Annotated in this window: 16 protein-coding genes and 1 tRNA gene; 5 read left to right on the top strand and 12 right to left on the bottom strand. The window is 69.0% G+C overall.

Going from position 1 to position 15,273, the window contains the following annotated elements; all coding sequences use genetic code 11:
- The first annotated feature begins 9 nt into the window (after positions 1 to 9).
- Both nrfD and J2851_RS12665 read left to right on the top strand, forming a co-directional pair.
- A complete protein-coding gene (gene nrfD, locus J2851_RS12670; RefSeq protein WP_209766646.1) occupies positions 10 to 984 on the top strand; it encodes an NrfD/PsrC family molybdoenzyme membrane anchor subunit in 975 nt (324 codons plus the stop codon).
- Positions 981 to 1,397, top strand: coding sequence for a hypothetical protein (locus J2851_RS12665; protein WP_209766645.1), 417 nt, complete (start codon positions 981 to 983; stop codon positions 1,395 to 1,397). Before nrfD ends, J2851_RS12665 begins: the two co-directional genes overlap by 4 nt.
- 24 nt (positions 1,398 to 1,421) lie before the next feature.
- On the opposite strand, the gene J2851_RS12660 is transcribed toward J2851_RS12665, so the two are convergent.
- From J2851_RS12660 to J2851_RS12640, 5 genes are all read right to left on the bottom strand, one after another.
- Positions 1,422 to 2,240, bottom strand: coding sequence for a formate/nitrite transporter family protein (locus J2851_RS12660; protein WP_209766644.1), 819 nt, complete (start codon positions 2,238 to 2,240; stop codon positions 1,422 to 1,424).
- A 70-nt stretch (positions 2,241 to 2,310) separates the two neighbouring features.
- Positions 2,311 to 2,403 (bottom strand) — tRNA-Sec (locus J2851_RS12655).
- Entirely contained in the window at positions 2,393 to 4,351 is a 1,959-nt protein-coding gene (gene selB, locus J2851_RS12650) for a selenocysteine-specific translation elongation factor (RefSeq protein ID WP_209766643.1), read from the bottom strand. Before selB ends, J2851_RS12655 begins: the two co-directional genes overlap by 11 nt.
- On the bottom strand, positions 4,348 to 5,754 hold the full coding sequence (selA, locus tag J2851_RS12645; protein WP_307419763.1) for an L-seryl-tRNA(Sec) selenium transferase: 1,407 nt from the start codon (positions 5,752 to 5,754) through the stop codon (positions 4,348 to 4,350). The genes selB and selA overlap by 4 nt, the downstream gene beginning before the upstream one ends.
- 33 nt (positions 5,755 to 5,787) lie before the next feature.
- Positions 5,788 to 6,240 carry a rhodanese-like domain-containing protein gene (locus J2851_RS12640; RefSeq protein ID WP_209766642.1) on the bottom strand — a complete coding sequence of 151 codons (453 nt, stop codon included), beginning with the start codon at positions 6,238 to 6,240 and terminating at the stop codon, positions 5,788 to 5,790.
- A 171-nt stretch (positions 6,241 to 6,411) separates the two neighbouring features.
- On the opposite strand from J2851_RS12640, the gene ftrA reads away from it, so the two are divergent.
- Both ftrA and J2851_RS12630 read left to right on the top strand, forming a co-directional pair.
- Positions 6,412 to 7,392: a transcriptional regulator FtrA gene (gene ftrA, locus J2851_RS12635; protein ID WP_307419761.1), complete on the top strand. Its 981-nt coding sequence runs from the start codon at positions 6,412 to 6,414 to the stop codon at positions 7,390 to 7,392.
- A gap of 135 nt (positions 7,393 to 7,527) precedes the next feature.
- Entirely contained in the window at positions 7,528 to 7,950 is a 423-nt protein-coding gene (locus tag J2851_RS12630; RefSeq protein WP_307419759.1) for a response regulator, read from the top strand.
- Here the strand turns inward: J2851_RS12630 and J2851_RS12625 are convergent.
- A complete protein-coding gene (locus J2851_RS12625; RefSeq protein WP_209766639.1) occupies positions 7,940 to 8,659 on the bottom strand; it encodes a Crp/Fnr family transcriptional regulator in 720 nt (239 codons plus the stop codon). The two genes, J2851_RS12630 and J2851_RS12625, sit on opposite strands and share 11 nt — an antisense overlap.
- Before the next feature lie 454 nt (positions 8,660 to 9,113).
- Here J2851_RS12625 and J2851_RS12620 point away from each other — a divergent pair, with 454 nt between their 5' ends.
- Positions 9,114 to 9,530 (top strand): response regulator, encoded by a 417-nt coding sequence (locus J2851_RS12620; RefSeq protein WP_209766638.1) that lies wholly within the window; start codon positions 9,114 to 9,116, stop codon positions 9,528 to 9,530.
- 20 nt (positions 9,531 to 9,550) lie between these two features.
- On the opposite strand, the gene J2851_RS12615 is transcribed toward J2851_RS12620, so the two are convergent.
- Genes J2851_RS12615 through cyoB form a run of 6 tightly spaced genes read right to left on the bottom strand, consistent with a single transcriptional unit; the run spans position 9,551 to position 15,256 of the window.
- Positions 9,551 to 10,096 (bottom strand): response regulator transcription factor, encoded by a 546-nt coding sequence (locus J2851_RS12615; protein ID WP_246500614.1) that lies wholly within the window; start codon positions 10,094 to 10,096, stop codon positions 9,551 to 9,553.
- Complete coding sequence (locus J2851_RS12610) at positions 10,074 to 11,393, bottom strand: ATP-binding protein (RefSeq protein ID WP_209766637.1); 1,320 nt, start codon at positions 11,391 to 11,393, stop codon at positions 10,074 to 10,076. The genes J2851_RS12615 and J2851_RS12610 overlap by 23 nt, the downstream gene beginning before the upstream one ends.
- A 55-nt stretch (positions 11,394 to 11,448) precedes the next feature.
- The gene (locus J2851_RS12605) at positions 11,449 to 12,219 is read right to left on the bottom strand and encodes an SURF1 family protein (protein WP_307419756.1); all 771 of its coding nucleotides are present in this window, start codon (positions 12,217 to 12,219) and stop codon (positions 11,449 to 11,451) included.
- Positions 12,216 to 12,626, bottom strand: a complete 411-nt coding sequence (gene cyoD / locus J2851_RS12600; protein WP_209766636.1) for a cytochrome o ubiquinol oxidase subunit IV — start codon at positions 12,624 to 12,626, stop codon at positions 12,216 to 12,218. The genes J2851_RS12605 and cyoD overlap by 4 nt, the downstream gene beginning before the upstream one ends.
- Positions 12,623 to 13,258: a cytochrome o ubiquinol oxidase subunit III gene (gene cyoC / locus J2851_RS12595; protein ID WP_417281609.1), complete on the bottom strand. Its 636-nt coding sequence runs from the start codon at positions 13,256 to 13,258 to the stop codon at positions 12,623 to 12,625. Before cyoC ends, cyoD begins: the two co-directional genes overlap by 4 nt.
- A 3-nt stretch (positions 13,259 to 13,261) precedes the next feature.
- Positions 13,262 to 15,256: a cytochrome o ubiquinol oxidase subunit I gene (gene cyoB / locus J2851_RS12590; RefSeq protein ID WP_209766635.1), complete on the bottom strand. Its 1,995-nt coding sequence runs from the start codon at positions 15,254 to 15,256 to the stop codon at positions 13,262 to 13,264.
- Positions 15,257 to 15,273 lie beyond the last annotated feature (17 nt).

Below are 15,273 nucleotides of genomic sequence, written 5' to 3'. Positions count from 1 at the left end.
AACGCGACCATGCCGCAGGACAGCGCCGTGCGACCTTACGCGGGCGAGACCTACTATGGCTGCCCGGCGCTGAAGGCCAGCCCCTTCGGCTGGAAGACCGCCGGCTACATCTTCCTGGCCGGCCTGTCGGGGTCGGCGCAGATCCTGGGCACCGTCGCGGATCTCGGCGGTGGCCGTGAAAAGCGCAATCTGGTGCGCAACGCCCGTGGTCTCGCCATCGCCGGGACGGTGGTCGGTCCGGCGCTGCTGATCGGCGACCTGCACACGCCCAGCCGCTGGTACAACATGCTGCGCATCTTCCGGCGCACCTCGCCCATGTCTATCGGCAGCTACATTCTGACCGGCTTCGGCGCCTTCAGCGCGCTGACCCTGGGGGCGGATCGGCTGGGGCTGGCGGGCGTGGCGCGCGTGGCGCAGGTCCCGGCCGCCGTCGCCGGGACGGGGATGAGCGTCTACACGGCGGCCCTGCTGTCCGCCACCAGCACGCCGCTGTGGGCCGCCTCGCCGCGGCTTCTGTCGGTGCGCTTCGGCGCCTCGGCCATGGCGTCGGCCGCGGCGGCCCTGTCGCTGGGGGAACGGCTCGGCGGACGGCCGGAGGGCGCCGAAACGCTCGACCGCGTCGCCATGGCCGCCAGCGCCGTGGACCTCGTCGCCTCCGTCGCGGCGGAGCGGGAATACAAGGCCGAAGGTGTTGCCGGCCCGGTGGAGGAGGGGCCCTGGGCGCCCGTCGAAAAGATCGGGGCCATCGCCGTCGGGGCCGCGGTGCCGCTGGTCTGCCACGCCATCAACGCCCGGCGGGAGCGCCCATCGGCGGCGCTGTCGGTGCTGGGATCGCTGGCGATCCTGGCGGGCGGGATGGCGCTGCGCTCCGCCATGCTGCACGCCGGCAACCGGTCGGCCACCCGCCCGCGCGACTATTTCCGCTTCGCGCGGCCTCGCCCGGCACTCGATCACCGGCCCGCACCGGACAGGATCGCCCGATGAGCGCGCAAGCATCATCGCCGGCAAGCGATTGCGGCGACGCGCTTACCGTGCTCGACCGCATCCTGGGCACCGGCGCGGAGGATGTTCCGCCCGCCGAGGTCTACAACGCGATGGCGGAGGCTTCGCGCTGTCTGGTGCGGCTGCGCGACGGGCTGATCGCCCGCCGCCGCGCCGGGGACGAGGGCGCGTCGGCCCGGCTGGCGCATGTGAACGCCGCCCTCAGCGTCGCCTTCGGCGGCGAGTACCCGCTGGTGGGCGTGCACCGCAATCGCATCGAGAAAACGCGGGAGCAGCTGCGCAAGCTTCTCGACGAGATCGGCGGAGCTAAAGCGGATTGCGATCCGCTTTGGACCGCGACAGCGGGCCCGGACGCCCATGCGTCCGAAGCCCGGCCGGCGAGTGAGGCCATGTGAATCTAAAGCGAACGGAAGTTCGCTTTAGTGGTCCTGCTTCACCTGCGCGTGGTTGATCAGCGCCACCATGCCCACGCCCCCGATCACGTTGCCGATGAGCGACGGCAGCAGGAAGCTGAGCGCGTAGGCGCCCCAGGTCACCACCCCGGTCATGGCCGCGAAGGAGACCTCGACCGAGCCCGCGACGACGTGCGCGAACTTGCCCAGCGCGATCAGCCAGGTCAGCGCGACGATGACGAAGAAGCGCGCCTGCCCGACCGACGGCGTGATCCAGACCAGCAGCGCGATCAGCCAACCGGCCAGAATGCCGTGCAGCAGGGTCGACCAGAATCCGCCGTCGGCGGCGTTGCGGCCAAGCTCCGCGAAGGCCTCGTGCAGGTCCGGGCTGAAGGCCGGGGTGAAGGCGGCCAGGGCGGCGAACAGCAGGGTGCCGACGATGTTCGCGACGAACACCAGCGCCCACAGCCGGGCGACGTGCCCCAGCGTGCTCGTCCGCCGGCTGTGGAGCAACGGCAGGATGACGGTCAGCGTGTTCTCGGTGAACAGCTGCTGGCGGCCGAGGATGACGATCAGGAAGCCGAAGCTATAGCCGAAGCTCGCCAGCAGTGGCCGCCACTGGGCATCGGGCAGATGCGTCTGCATCAACGCCTCCCCCACCATGGAGAAGCCCATGGACAGCCCGGCCGCCAGCCCCGACCACAGCAGGGAGGAGGACGGCCGCTTCAGCTCCTCCTCGCCTTCCAGGCGGATGGCCTCGTGCAGGATCAGGGCGGGCGGGTTCGACCGCTCGCGGACTTCGGCGCGTTCCTCGTGGTCGAGGTGGGGATCATGGACATCGGGCAAGGGGGAGTCTCCGGCGGGCTGGGCTCAAAGACCCTCAACCGGATTGCGCGGCGTTCGGCGCGGAAAAGGCTGGCGGAGGCGGATGGGAATCGAACCCACCGTTCGCTTTTGGCGAACCGTCGATTTTGAAGATCGCGAGGGCCACCAGACCCTTATCGCCTCCGGTCCTGAGATGGCGCCGCCATGGCCGCAGCGCCATTGTCCTTTCGGGGCGGCGGGGCGGCGGCCACGCGGCGGTCGCCCATGCGCCGCGACAGGCCAAGCCCGTCCAGATGCTCCAGCAAGGGAACCGCGAACTTGCGGGAGGTGCCGAGCAGGCGGCCGAGATCGCCCGTGGTCAGGCCTTCCGGCGCGCCGAGCAGCGCGTCGGTGACACGGGTGGCGGCGTCCGCGACGGCGTCGCGGTGGAAGACGATCTCGCGCTTCTGCACGCGGTCGAGCGTGCGTACCAGGATGCCGGCGCGCGCGAGGTAATGCAGGGCCTTGTGCCGGCGCTGGTCGCGGCCGGCGACCGCGGCCACGTCCGGCGGCGACAGGCCACCCTCGCGGAAGGCCGCCTCGACGGTTGCCAGCACGGCGCGGTCGGTGGAGGAGAGCAGGGACGAGGCCTCCAGGTCGCGTCGGCGCAGCCGGCCGGCGTCGCGGACCAGCGTCCCCTCCGTCACGAGCCGGTCCAGAAGCGCCGCGAACAGCGGTTCCGGCAACTCCGGCGGCAGTGCGTTCTTCAATTGGTCGGGGGAAGCGCCGCGTTCCGTGGGGCGGGCCGCCTGGAACTCGCGCACGGCCGTCAACAGGGCGGTCTTGAGATCGCGGAAAGCCGTCGCCGCAAGAAGCATGTCAGGCGGCAGGCGTTCCGCCCCCCAGGCGGTGGGGTCCACATGGTTGGCCGTGGTGCCGAGAAGCCGGGCCATATCGCCGATTTTCAGGCCGCGCACCCCCGCCTCGGCCAGCCGCGCCGCGACCGCGTCGTGCAGGCGCCCCTCGGCCAGGGCGGCGAGAGGGCGGCTCACGGCCGGGTCGAACCGGCGCCGCCGCGCGGAGGCCGGGTCGAGAATGCGCCCGCCCCCCACGGTCCGCGCCGGGGACCCGCTGCGCAGGATGAAGGGCTCGCCCGCCGGGACCGTCACCGGGGCCGCGGTGTGCAGTTGTGCCGGTGCCGTCTCGCCCGGTTCCAGCCGGTCGCGGTCGAGCAGGCGGAGGCGGGCCGGCACGTCCGTCGTGCCGAACAGCAGCTGCGCCGTGACGCCGGTCTCCAAGGACCGGTCGGCGCCGGGTAGCAATTCCAGATGCACATCCAGCCAGCGCGCGGGCTCCAGGACGCCCGGTGTCGCCAGGGCGCAGCCGGGGCCGAGGTCGTCCAACTCCACACCCCGCAGGTTCACGGCCACACGGCTGCCCGGTCCCGCCCACTCCACCGGCGTGCCATGGCGATGCAGCCCGCGCACGCGCGCCTCGGTTCCGCTCGGCCACAAGGTCACCGCATCGCCCACGCTGAGTGACCCGCGGCGCAGCGTGCCGGTCACCACCGGGCCGAAGCCGGGCACCGCGAAGGCCCGGTCGACGGGCAGGTAGAAGGCGGGGGACGGTGGGGGAGGGGCGTCGGCGTCGAGCAGCCCGGCCAGGGCGCGGGCGAGATCGTCCAGCCCCTGGCCGGTGGCGGTGGAGGTGAAGACCACGGGCGCCGCGGCCAGCGGGGTTCCGGCCAGCCGCTGCCCCACCGCTTCGGCCGTCCGCCGGGCGTCGTCCGGGGGCACGAGGTCGCATTTGCTGATGGCGACCACGCCGCGCGTCACGCCGATCAGGCGGGCGATGTCCAGATGCTCGACGGTCTGCGGCTTGACACCTTCGTTGGCGGCGACGACCAGCAGGACCGCGTCGATGCCGGTGGCCCCGGCGACCATGGTGCGGACGAAGCGCTCGTGCCCCGGCATGTCCACGAAGGCGAGCGTGCCGCCGGGCACCGCGCGGTGGGCGAATCCGAGCGCGATGGAGATGCCGCGGCGCTTCTCCTCCGCCAGACGATCCGTGTCCATGCCGGTCAGCGCGCCGACCAGGGCGGTCTTGCCGTGGTCCACATGGCCGATCACGCCCACAACGGCCGTCCTGTTCATGCCAGCACCGCGCGGCAGGCGGCGGCGATCTCCGGCAGTTCGGAGTCCGCCACCGTCCGCAGGTCGAGCAGAAGGCGACCGTCCTTGACGCGCCCCACCACGGCCGGCCGATGGCGGCGCAGGCGGCGGGCGAGGTCGCCGGATTCGATGGTCGGCGTGTTCAGCGCGACGACACGCGTCGGCAGCTCGACCCCCGGCAGGGAGCCGCCGCCGACGAAGCCGGTGCCGGACTGCACCTCCGCCCCCAGCCCCGGCAGGCCGGCCAGCAGCGCACGGAGGCGTTGGGCGCGGTCCTCCAGCACCGCCACCGGGGCGGCCAGCATGGCGAGCGCGGGGATGCGGGCCACCGCGCGTTCCGGATCCCGGTAGAGTTTCAGCGTCGCTTCCAGCGCCGCCAGGGTCATGCGGTCGACGCGCAGGGCGCGCATCAGCGGGTGCGCCTTCAGGCGCGCCACGAGGTCCGCCCGCCCCAGGATCAGGCCGGCCTGCGGGCCGCCCAGCAGCTTGTCGCCGCTGCAGGTCACCAGATCCATGCCGGCGGCGAGGCTGTCCTGCACCGTGGGCTCCTGCGGCAGGCCGAGGCTGCGCAGGTCGATCAGGCTGCCGCTGCCCAGATCCTCCAGCGCGACCAGCCCGTGGGCGCGGGCGAGGGCGGCCAGTTCGGACCGCTCCGGCGCCGCGGTGAAGCCCTGGATGCGGTAGTTGCTGGGGTGGACCTTCATCAGGACGCGGGTGTCCGGGCCGACGGCGCGGGCGTAGTCGGAAATCCGCGTCTTGTTGGTGGTGCCGACCTCCACCAGCCGGGCGCCGCTCTGCGCCACGACGTCCGGAACCCGGAAGGACCCGCCGATCTCCACCAGTTCCCCGCGCGAAACCACCGCTTCGCCCGGCACGGCCAGGGCGGCGAGGACGAGCAGGACGGCGGCGGCGTTGTTGTTCACCACCAGCGCCGCCTCCGCCCCCGTCAATTCGCACAGCAGGCCGGTGACGCCCTGGGTGCGGGAGCCGCGCCGGCCCTCCTCCAGGTCGTATTCCAGGTTCAGGTAGCCGGTGGCTGCCTCCGACACTGCGGCCACGGCCTCCGCGGCCAGCGGCGCGCGGCCGAGGTTTGTGTGCAGGACGATGCCGGTCGCGTTGATGACGCGGCGCAGGCGCGGGGCCGCCTCACCATGCAGACGCTCCGCCACCGCGGCCAGGATCGCCGCCGGGGCGGCCGCGGTCGCGTCTGCCTCCCCCGCGCGCAGCCGGGTGCGCAGGTCGTCCAGCCGGTCCCGCACGGCCTTCAGCACGGGCGCGCGGCCATGGGCGGCCACGAGCGTTGCCGCCTCCGCGCTGTCCATCAGCCGCTGCACCTGGGGCAGGAGCCGCAGGGGCGAGGCATCAGGGCTGGCCGTGTCCCGCACCGGCGCACTCCATGGGTGATCACCTGCCTGTGATTACTTGCAGGTCAGAACCCCGCCCGATCCCGCGGGTTCCTGGATTCCGTCGCGGTCCTCCTCCCGGACGAGGTCGAAGCCCTCGTCCAGCCAGCCGGTAATGCCGCCGGCCATGACCTTCACCGGCCGGCCGAGCTTGGCGAGGCGCAGGGCGCCGCGGGCTGCCCCGTTGCAGTGCGGGCCGGCGCAGTAGGTGACGAACAGCGTGTCCGCCGGCCAGTCCGCCATGCGGGATGCGGTGATCTTGCCGTGGGGAAGGTTGACGGCGCCCCGGATGTGCCCCGCGGCGAACAGGGCCGGACTGCGCACGTCCAGCAGCACGAATCCGGGTTCTTTCGACGCCAGAGCGTCGTGGGTGTCCCAGCAGTCGGTTTCGAAGCGGAACTGGGCCTCGAAATGCGCGACGGCCTCGGCCGAGGGGGCGGCGGGCACGGCGGTGACGGCGTTGCTCATGGCGGTTCTCCGGGTGATGGGGCTCGATCGCGATTTCGCCGCAACGGCGCGGAGGACGTAAGGGGCTGGCCGGACATCCACCGGCAGGATTCCGCCAATTCGAGCGGCCGCGGTGGACCGGGCGTCCGGAGATTGGCAGGATGCTGCCGTTTCCAGGCGTGGAGGTGCGGTGTGAAGGATCATCTCGTGGCGGCGCTCGCCTACGACGGGCTGTGCACCTTCGAGTTCGGCTGTGCGGTGGAGGTGTTCGGCCTCGCGCGGCCGGAGCTGCCGGTGGACTGGTACGATTTCGCGGTCTGCGGGGTGGAGGAGGGGCCGCTGCGCTCCACGGCGGGGGTCATGGTCACGCCGCCGCACGGGCTCGACACGCTGGACCGCGCCGGCACCATCATCGTGCCGGGCTGGCGCGGCATGGACGCCCCCGTTCCGCAACCGCTGGTCGAGGCGCTGCGGCGCGCCCACGCGCGCGGAGCCCGCGTGGCGTCGATCTGCTCCGGCGTGTTCGTGCTGGCGGCGGCCGGGCTGCTCGACGGGCGGCGCGCGACCACCCACTGGCGCTACACCGACCGGCTGCAAGCGATGCACCCGGGCGTCCGGGTCGAATCCGACGTTCTGTATGTGGACGAGGGCGACGTGATCACGTCGGCGGGATCCGCGGCGGGGCTCGACATGATGCTGCATCTCGTCCGGCGGGACCATGGCGCCGCGGTCTGCAACATGGTCGCGCGGCGGCTCGTCGTGCCGGCCCACCGCGACGGCGCCCAGGCCCAGGTGATCGAGCGGCCGGTCCCCGCCAGCCGCGACGCGCGGCTGAGCCAGGTCATCGGCCACCTGCGCGCGCGCATCACGGAGCCGCAGCGCGTGGAGGATCTGGCCCGCATGGCGGCAATGAGCGAGCGGACCTTCTTCCGCAAGTTCCGGGAGGCCACCGGCCTGACCCCGACCGACTGGATCGTCGCCGAGCGCGTCGCGCTCGCCAAGGACCTGCTGGAGCGCGGGCGGGACGGCGGGCGGCTGACCGTCGACCAGATCGCCGAAGCCTGCGGGTTCGGCGCGCCCGAGACGCTGCGCCACCATTTTCGCCGGCTCATCGGGCAGAGCCCGGCGGCCTACCGGCGCGGACACCGGGACGGCGGGCCAACCGTGGCGTAGATGAGCCCAGGCATTCGAACATCCGCAATCGCCTGGAACATATGCGCCACCCGTCTTCATTTGTGTCGCCGAGCATAAAACAGCTTTGCATTTACGTCTAAAGTAAGGTCGATAATTTCCGAACCGTATGTTGCTATGCGCCGGCAGAACGAACGGCGAAAAGTTCCGAGGCAAAGTCTTATGGATTTCCGTCATTTCGATGTTTTGATCGTCGAAGACGACGTTGTTGTTTCAGAAAGCGTCAGGGCTGTCCTCCTGGTTGCAGGATTTACCCTGGTGCGTACGGCGCGGACACTTGCGGAGGGGCTGGCGGAAGCGGAGCGGCGGACGCCGGACGGCGCCATCATCGACGGCAATCTGGCCGACGGGTCGAGCGGCCTCGACCTCGTGGCGTGGCTCTCGGCGCTGGGCGCGCCCTGCCTGGTGATCTCCGGCCACTTGATGCGCGAAGACGCGCTCTCCGCCGGGGCGCGGGGCTTCCTGCCCAAGCCCTTCACCGAGGCCCAGCTTCTGCGCCACGTCACCCGGCTCTTTCAGGCGCGGGGCGTCACAGGATGAAGCGGTTGCCCTCGTCCACCGCGCTGTAGCCGGCGAAGGTTTCCAGCCGCTTGCGGTCGAGCAGGACCAGGACGTTGTTCCCCAGGGTCGCCAGGCCGCTGTCGCGCAGGTCCGCCATGGAGCGGTTGACGTGCGCCCCGGACAGGCCCAGGGCGTCGGCGAGGTGCCGGCGCTGCGGCGGGAACTGGCACCAGCTGTCGCTGGTCATGCCGACCCGTTGCAGGCGGTCGAACAGCTCCAGCAGCAGATAGCCCATGCGCTGGGCCGCGGTGCGGCGGCCGAGGAAGGCCAGCTGCCCGTCGGTGCGCCTCTGGTCCTGCATCAGTGAGCGCAGCAGGATGCGGGTCAGGTCGGGCAGCCGTTCCGGCATCTGGTCGAGCATGTCGGCGTCCAGCGCGCACAGGCTGACCGCGGTCAGCGCCTTCACGCCATATTGGGTCTTGGGCAGGATCGCGGCCTGGAGCCCGATCAGGTCGCCGGGCAGCAGGAAATCCAGGATCTGCCGGGACCCGTCGGGGAAATCGCGGTAGCGGTAGGCCCAGCCCGCGAAGAGGGTGAAGAGCTTCCCCGTCTCCCCCGTGTGCAGGATGTCTGCGTCGGGGGAGAGCGTCGTCTGCTCGCGCTTCATGGAGCGGACGAAGGACAGTTCCTCATCGGATAGTTGATGGAAGAAGGTCCGTCGGCGGAGCTGGCACAAGTCGCACGCCACAAACGGCATCGTTCGGAGACCCACAAAAACCCGGCACGGACAGATTCTGCCCACGATGGAGCAACACGCTGGTGGATGGCGCGAACAATTATGACCGCATTGCCGATTTCCATGCCAGATGATCTTGGTGTCCTGGTGGATCATATGTGCCATCAACGCACCGACGTTCCCCCTTTTTCGGCGACGGACGGACATGTTGCGCAGAGCCCGCGGAGCCATGAAGGATTCGAACACAGGCTTGCCACTTAACGCAATGTTCGTTGGACGATGACGGCTGATTCCAAAGATGGAGTCATGGCGGGCCAAGAAGGACAAGCCCAAGTCTGAATTGATGTCCAGTCGGTAGGAACCGGATCGTGGTTCCGTCCGTTGTATCCATTCATTTTTACCCCGATGCGATTTCGGAGCTTCCGCCGATCGACATCGGGTCCTGTCAACATGGCGGAGCAATGACATGCAAACGACGCACATTCGAATCGTGATCCTTGATCGCGATCTGTCCGACGCCTTTTCCATGCGGCAGTGGCTGGAAGGCTCGGGACACCGCGTGATCGGCATCGCCTCGTCCCTGGCCCAGGCGCGCCGGATCGTCAGCCACGAACACGCGGATCTGGCCTTGGTGGAGACGGAGCTGGAGGATGGGACGGATGGCGCCGAGGCGGCCCGCATCCTGAAGCAGAGGCACGGGCTGAAGGTCCTGTTCGTGACGGCGGCGCCCGAGGCGGCCCGGCGTGGGGCCGATGCGGCGGTGGGCTGCGTGCTGAAGCCGATTCGCCCCCTGACGCTGCTCGCGGCAATCCAGCACGCGTTCGGTCCCTGCGCCGACCGGCACGTGCCCGTCGAACGGTCACGCGCCTTCGAGATGTATTGAGCGGCCGGCGGCGGCCCCTGTTATGGAACCCGCTTCTTCTCCAGCTTGCGGGCCAGCGTACGCCGGTGCATGCCCAGCCGGCGGGCGGTTTCGGAGATGTTGAAGCCGGTGTCGGCCAGCGTCTCGTGGATTCGCTCCCACTCCAGGTTCTTCAGGGAGGTCGTGCGCGCGGAGGGGGCCACGGACGGGTCGCCTTCCGTCCGGTCGAAGGCGGCCTCGATGTCGTCGGTGTTGGACGGCTTGGCGAGATAGTGGCAGGCGCCGAGCTTGATCGCCTCCACCGCGGTGGCGATGCTCGCGAAGCCGGTCAGCACGACGATCTTCATGTCCGGGTCGTGGTCGTGCAGCTCCTTCACGCACTCCAGCCCCGACCCGTTGGCGAGCTTCAGGTCAACCACGGCGTAGCCGGGCTGGCCTTCTTCCAGGAAGGAGCGCACGCCGTCCAGCCCGGTGCACCAGTGCACGTCGTAGTCGCGGCGCTTGAAGGAGCGGCCGAGCGCCTTGGCGAAGCTCTCGTCGTCCTCGACGATCAGGAGATTGCGCTTATCGTCCATCGTCGCGTCCATCGTCTGGTTCCTCGTCTCCCTGGGGGGAGAGTGCGGCCAGCGGCAGCGTCAGCTGGACCGACGCGCCGCCCCCGGACCGGTTGCGCGCCGCGACGGAGCCGCCCAGCTTGCGGACGACGTTCACCACCAGGAACAGGCCGAGACCGCCGCCGGGGCGGCCCTTGCTCGACCGGTAGGGCTTGCCGAACTCGGCCAGCATGCCCTCGGAAAAGCCGGGACCCTTGTCGTTGATGGAGATGATCAGGCTGTCGTCCTGCTGCCCGACCCAGACGCCGACCCAGTCCGGCGACGCCTCCAGCGCGTTGTCGAGCACGTTGAAGACCACCTGCTTCAGGGCAAGGTCGGAGATCATCGCGACCTCCGCGCGGAAGCTGTTGTCGTAGTCGAGGTTGGCCGGGGAACGGCCGGCGCGCCAGTCGGCGATCAGCTCGTCCATGAAGCAGCCGACCGTCGTGCGCAGCGTGCCCTCGCCGCGCGCCTCGCCGGACGACATCAGGATGCCGGAGACGATCGCCTTGCAGCGGTCGATCTGGCTCTGCATCTCCTCGATCTCCTCGGCCATGTCGGGGTCGCGGGCCAGCGCCGGCATGCGCCGCCAGTCGCTGACGATGACCGACAGGGTAGCGAGCGGGGTGCCCAGTTCGTGCGCGGCGCCGGAGGCGAGAAGGCCCATGCGGACGATGTGGTCCTCCTCGATCGACCGCTGGCGCAGGTCGGCCAGATAGGCGTCACGATCGCGCAGGTTCCGCGTGATCCGCGTGATGAAGGGAACGATCAGGCTCGCCGCCAGGACGAAGCAGATGAACATCCCCTGGATGTGCAGGTTGAGCAGCTCGCCCTCGTGCCGCGGCGGCAGGGCCAGCGCGCGGTAGGAGCCGGTCAGCCAGGTGAAGCAGGCGGTCGCGACGAAGACGAGCGCCCAGGTGGACCACGCTTCCAGCAGCACCGCCCCCAGCGTCACCTGGAGCAGATAGAGCGAGATGAAGGGGTTCGACGCGCCGCCGCTCAGATACAGCTGCACGGTCAGCGCCGCGACGTCGATCAGCAGTTCCAGGAACAGGTGGGTGTTGGTGACGACCGCCTGCTGGCGCAGCTGGAACAGGCTGGCGAGGTTCAGCCCAACCAGGAACAGGATGACCACGGCCATGGGACCCAGCGGCAGAGGAATCCCCAGCTGGACATGGACGATCAGGATCGTCACCACCTGACCGACGACGGCGAGCCAGCGCAGTTGAACCAGAAGAAGAAGGTTTTTCTTGTTGGTTGTGTCGCGCGCGGAAATCGTCCGGCTCCTCATCGGCTCTTCTTATCCCGACCTATATAGTCGGCCTCAGCCGTAAAGGGAGCCCTTTTCAAGGACTTTGCCGCTGTGCAGAACGCTGGGTCTTCCCCTGGCGGAGGTCATGGCGCAGGACGAAGGCACCGGCGCCCGCGGTCATGATCGCCAGGGCGAACCAAGTCAGCGCGTATTGCAGGTGGTTGTTCGGGAAGCTGATCACGGTCAGGCCGCCGACCGGAAAGCCCCCGGGGTTCGGCGTGCCGTCCGCGTCGATGAAGTAGGGGGCGGTGTCGGAAAGTCCACGCGCGGCGGCGATGGCGGCGACGTCGCGGGAATACCAGCGGTCCCCGGCGGGGTCGTTGGAGCGCAGGAAGCCGCCCTTCGGCTCCGTCATACGCAGCAGGCCGGTGACGGTCGTCTCGCCGGCGGTTTGGCCCTCCGCACGGCTGGCCGGGTCGCGCTTGTCCGGGGGAACGAAGCCCCGGTTGACCAGGACCGTGAAGCCCTCGGTGGTGCGGAAGGGGGTGAGGACCCAGAAGCCCCCGCCCAAGTTGGTCACCGCCTGGACCAACGTTTCGCGGTCGTTCAGGAAGGTGCCCCTCGCCTGGACACGGCGGTATTCGTCGCCTTCGGTGCTCACCGCCGGCCAAGTGGCCGGGCTGGGGGCGGGAACGGGGGCGGCGTGCACCCGCTCCTCCACCCGGTCGATCAGGGCGAGCTTCCAGACCCGTCGTTCCAGCTGCCAGACGCCCAAGGCGGTCAGGCCGGCCACGCCCGCCAGGGTGAGCAGCCCGATCAGGAGCAGCACCCAGCGCGGACGGGACCGGCCCGACCCGGACGTCACGGCAGCTGTCTCGGGTCCGGCATCGGCATCATGTTGGTGTTCAGGTGGTACATAACCCACAGCGAACCCGCCAAACAGATGACGACGACGATGATGGTGAAGATCATGGCCAGCATCGACCAGCCCCCTTCCACACGGCCGTTCATGTGCAGGAAGTAGATCATGTGGACCACGATCTGCACCGCGGCCAGGGCCATGATCGCCAGCGCCGTCTGCGTGTTGTCGAGCGTGCCCGTCATCACCAGCCAGAAGGGAATGGCGGTCAGGATCACCGACAGCACGAAGCCGAACATGTAGCTGCGGAACGTGCCGTGGGCGTGGCCGTCGTCATGGTGGTCGACATGACCGTGGCCATGTCCGTGGCCGTGGCCGGCCGGCGCGTGAGAGGTGTGCGCGTGGGTGCTCATCGCAGCATTCCCATCAGGTAGACGAAGGTGAAGACGCCGATCCAGATCACGTCCAGGAAGTGCCAGAACATGCTGAGGCAGGTCAGGCGCCGGCGGTTGGCCGGGATCAGGCCGTGCTTCTGGACCTGGACCATCAGCGTCACCAGCCAGACGATGCCGAAGGTCACGTGCAGGCCGTGGGTGCCGACCAGGGTGAAGAAGGACGACAGGAAGGCGCTGCGCTGCGGCCCGGCTCCCTCGTGGATCATGTGCGCGAACTCGTACAGCTCGATCCCGAGGAAGGCGAGGCCGAACAGGCCGGTGATGGCGAGCCAGATCTGCGTCTGCCGGGCCTGCCCCTTCTCCATGGTCAGCATGGCGAAGCCGTAGGTGATCGACGAGAACAGCAGCATCGAGGTGTTCACCGCCACCAGCGGCAGGTCGAACAGCTCCTTCGGCGTCGGTCCGCCGGCGAAGCTGCCGCCCAGCACGCCGTAGGTGGCGAACAGGATGGCGAAGATGAGGCAGTCGCTCATCAGGTAGATCCAGAAGCCCAGCAGCGTGCTGTGGCCTTCCGGATGCTCGTGCTCGTCCACCACGTGGAAGACCGGGGTCTCCTCGGTCCGCTCCGCGGCGGTCATGGTCATCGTCATGGTTTACACTCGCCCAGAGAGGAGACGCGTCCGGTCATTCTCGGTCTGCACGACCTCATCGGCCGGGATGTGGAAGTCGCGGTGATAGTTGAAGGTGTGGCCGATGGCGACGACCAGGATGCCGATGAAGCTCAGCGCGGCCAGCCACCAGATGTACCAGATCATCGCGAAGCCGAAGGCGACGCTCAGACCCGCCAGGATGACGCCGGTGCCGGTGTTGCTGGGCATGTGGATGGCCTTGAAGCCGCCCATCGGGCGCGTGTAGCCGCGCTTCTTCATGTCCCACCACGCGTCGTTGTCGTGGATCACCGGCGTGAAGGCGAAGTTGTAGTCCGGCGGCGGGGAGGAGGTCGCCCACTCCAGCGTGCGGCCGTCCCACGGGTCGCCGGTGACGTCGCGCAGCTCATGCCGCTTCCACACGCTGACGGCGATCTGCAGCAGGAAGGCGCCGATGCCGGCCGCGATCAGGGCGGCGCCGATGGCGGCGACGATGAACCAGGGCTGCAGCGACGGATCCTCGAACACGCGCAGGCGGCGGGTGACGCCCATCAGGCCGAGGACGTAGAGCGGCGTGAAGGCGACCCAGAAGCCGATCACCCAGCACCAGAAGGACACCTTGCCCCAGAACGGGTCCAGCCGGAAGCCGAAGGCCTTCGGGAACCAGTAGTAGATGCCGGCGAACAGGCCGAACAGCACGCCGCCGATGATGACGTTGTGGAAGTGGGCGATCAGGAACAGGCTGTTGTGCAGGACGAAGTCGGCCGGCGGGACGGCCAGCAGCACGCCCGTCATGCCGCCGATCACGAAGGTCAGCATGAAGGCGACCGTCCACATCATCGGCAGCTCGAACCGGATGCGGCCGCGGTACATGGTGAACAGCCAGTTGAAGATCTTCGCACCCGTCGGGATCGAGATGATCATCGTCGTGATGCCGAAGAACGAGTTCACGCTGGCGCCCGAGCCCATCGTGAAGAAGTGGTGCAGCCACACCAGGTACGACAGGATCGTGATGACCACCGTCGCGTAGACCATGGAGGTGTAGCCGAACAGCTTCTTGCCCGAGAAGGTCGAGGTGACCTCGGAGAAGATGCCGAAGCAGGGCAGGATGAGGATGTAGACTTCCGGGTGGCCCCAGATCCAGATCAGGTTCACGTACATCATCGGGTTGCCCCCGAGGGTGTTCGTGAAGAAGTTGGTGCCGACGTAGCGGTCGAGCGACAGCAGGACCAGTGCTGCGGTCAGGATCGGGAAGGACGCGACGATCAGCACGTTGGTGCAGAGCGAGGTCCAGGTGAAGACCGGCATCTTCATCATGGTCATGCCGGGCGCGCGCATCTTGATGATGGTGCAGACCAGGTTGATGCCGGACAGTGTTGTTCCGACACCCGCGACCTGCAACGCCCAGATGTAGTAGTCGACGCCCGTCGCGGGGCTCGCCTCCAGGCCGGACAGCGGCGGGTAGGCCAGCCAGCCGGTCTGCGCGAACTCGCCGACGAACAGCGAGATCATCACCAGCACGGCGCCGCCGACGGTCATCCAGAAGCTGAAGTTGTTCAGGAACGGGAAGGACACGTCGCGCGCGCCGATCTGCAGCGGCACGACGTAGTTCATCAGGCCCGTCACGAACGGCATCGCCACGAAGAAGATCATGATCACGCCGTGGGCGGTGAAGACCTGGTCGTAGTGATGGGCGTTCAAGTAGCCCTCGCTGCCGCCGAAGGCCATGGCCTGCTGGAGGCGCATCATCACCGCGTCGGCGAAGCCGCGCAGCAGCATCACGAGGCCCAGCACCATGTACATGATGCCGATGCGCTTGTGATCGACCGTGGTGAACCACTCCTTCCAGAGATAGCCCCACAGCTTGAAGTAGGTGAGGGCCGCGACGAGCGCGGCGCCGCCCAGCACGACCGCGACGAAGGTCGCGACCACGATGGGCTCATGATAGGGGAAGGCCTCCAGGCTCAGGCGCCCGAAGATCGCGTGCATCACACTGGACATATCGAATCTGCCGGTTG

This window comes from Azospirillum rugosum (genome assembly GCF_017876155.1).
Lineage (GTDB): Bacteria > Pseudomonadota > Alphaproteobacteria > Azospirillales > Azospirillaceae > Azospirillum > Azospirillum rugosum.
The sequence above is the reverse complement of the archived record's forward strand: the minus strand, read 5'-3'. Positions and strand labels throughout refer to the sequence as shown.

Excerpts from the sequence above, each read along its gene's own strand:
- nrfD (WP_209766646.1), top strand. The coding sequence starts at position 10 with ATGCCGCAGGACAGCGCCGTGCGACCTTACGCGGGCGAGACCTACTAT.
- J2851_RS12665 (WP_209766645.1), top strand. The coding sequence starts at position 981 with ATGAGCGCGCAAGCATCATCGCCGGCAAGCGATTGCGGCGACGCGCTT.
- selB (WP_209766643.1), bottom strand. The coding sequence starts at position 4,351 with ATGAACAGGACGGCCGTTGTGGGCGTGATCGGCCATGTGGACCACGGC.
- J2851_RS12640 (WP_209766642.1), bottom strand. The coding sequence starts at position 6,240 with ATGAGCAACGCCGTCACCGCCGTGCCCGCCGCCCCCTCGGCCGAGGCC.
- J2851_RS12630 (WP_307419759.1), top strand. The coding sequence starts at position 7,528 with ATGCGCCGGCAGAACGAACGGCGAAAAGTTCCGAGGCAAAGTCTTATG.
- J2851_RS12620 (WP_209766638.1), top strand. The coding sequence starts at position 9,114 with ATGCAAACGACGCACATTCGAATCGTGATCCTTGATCGCGATCTGTCC.
- J2851_RS12615 (WP_246500614.1), bottom strand. The coding sequence starts at position 10,096 with ATGGACGCGACGATGGACGATAAGCGCAATCTCCTGATCGTCGAGGAC.
- J2851_RS12610 (WP_209766637.1), bottom strand. The coding sequence starts at position 11,393 with ATGAGGAGCCGGACGATTTCCGCGCGCGACACAACCAACAAGAAAAAC.
- cyoD (WP_209766636.1), bottom strand. The coding sequence starts at position 12,626 with ATGAGCACCCACGCGCACACCTCTCACGCGCCGGCCGGCCACGGCCAC.
- cyoC (WP_417281609.1), bottom strand. The coding sequence starts at position 13,258 with ATGACGATGACCATGACCGCCGCGGAGCGGACCGAGGAGACCCCGGTC.
- cyoB (WP_209766635.1), bottom strand. The coding sequence starts at position 15,256 with ATGTCCAGTGTGATGCACGCGATCTTCGGGCGCCTGAGCCTGGAGGCC.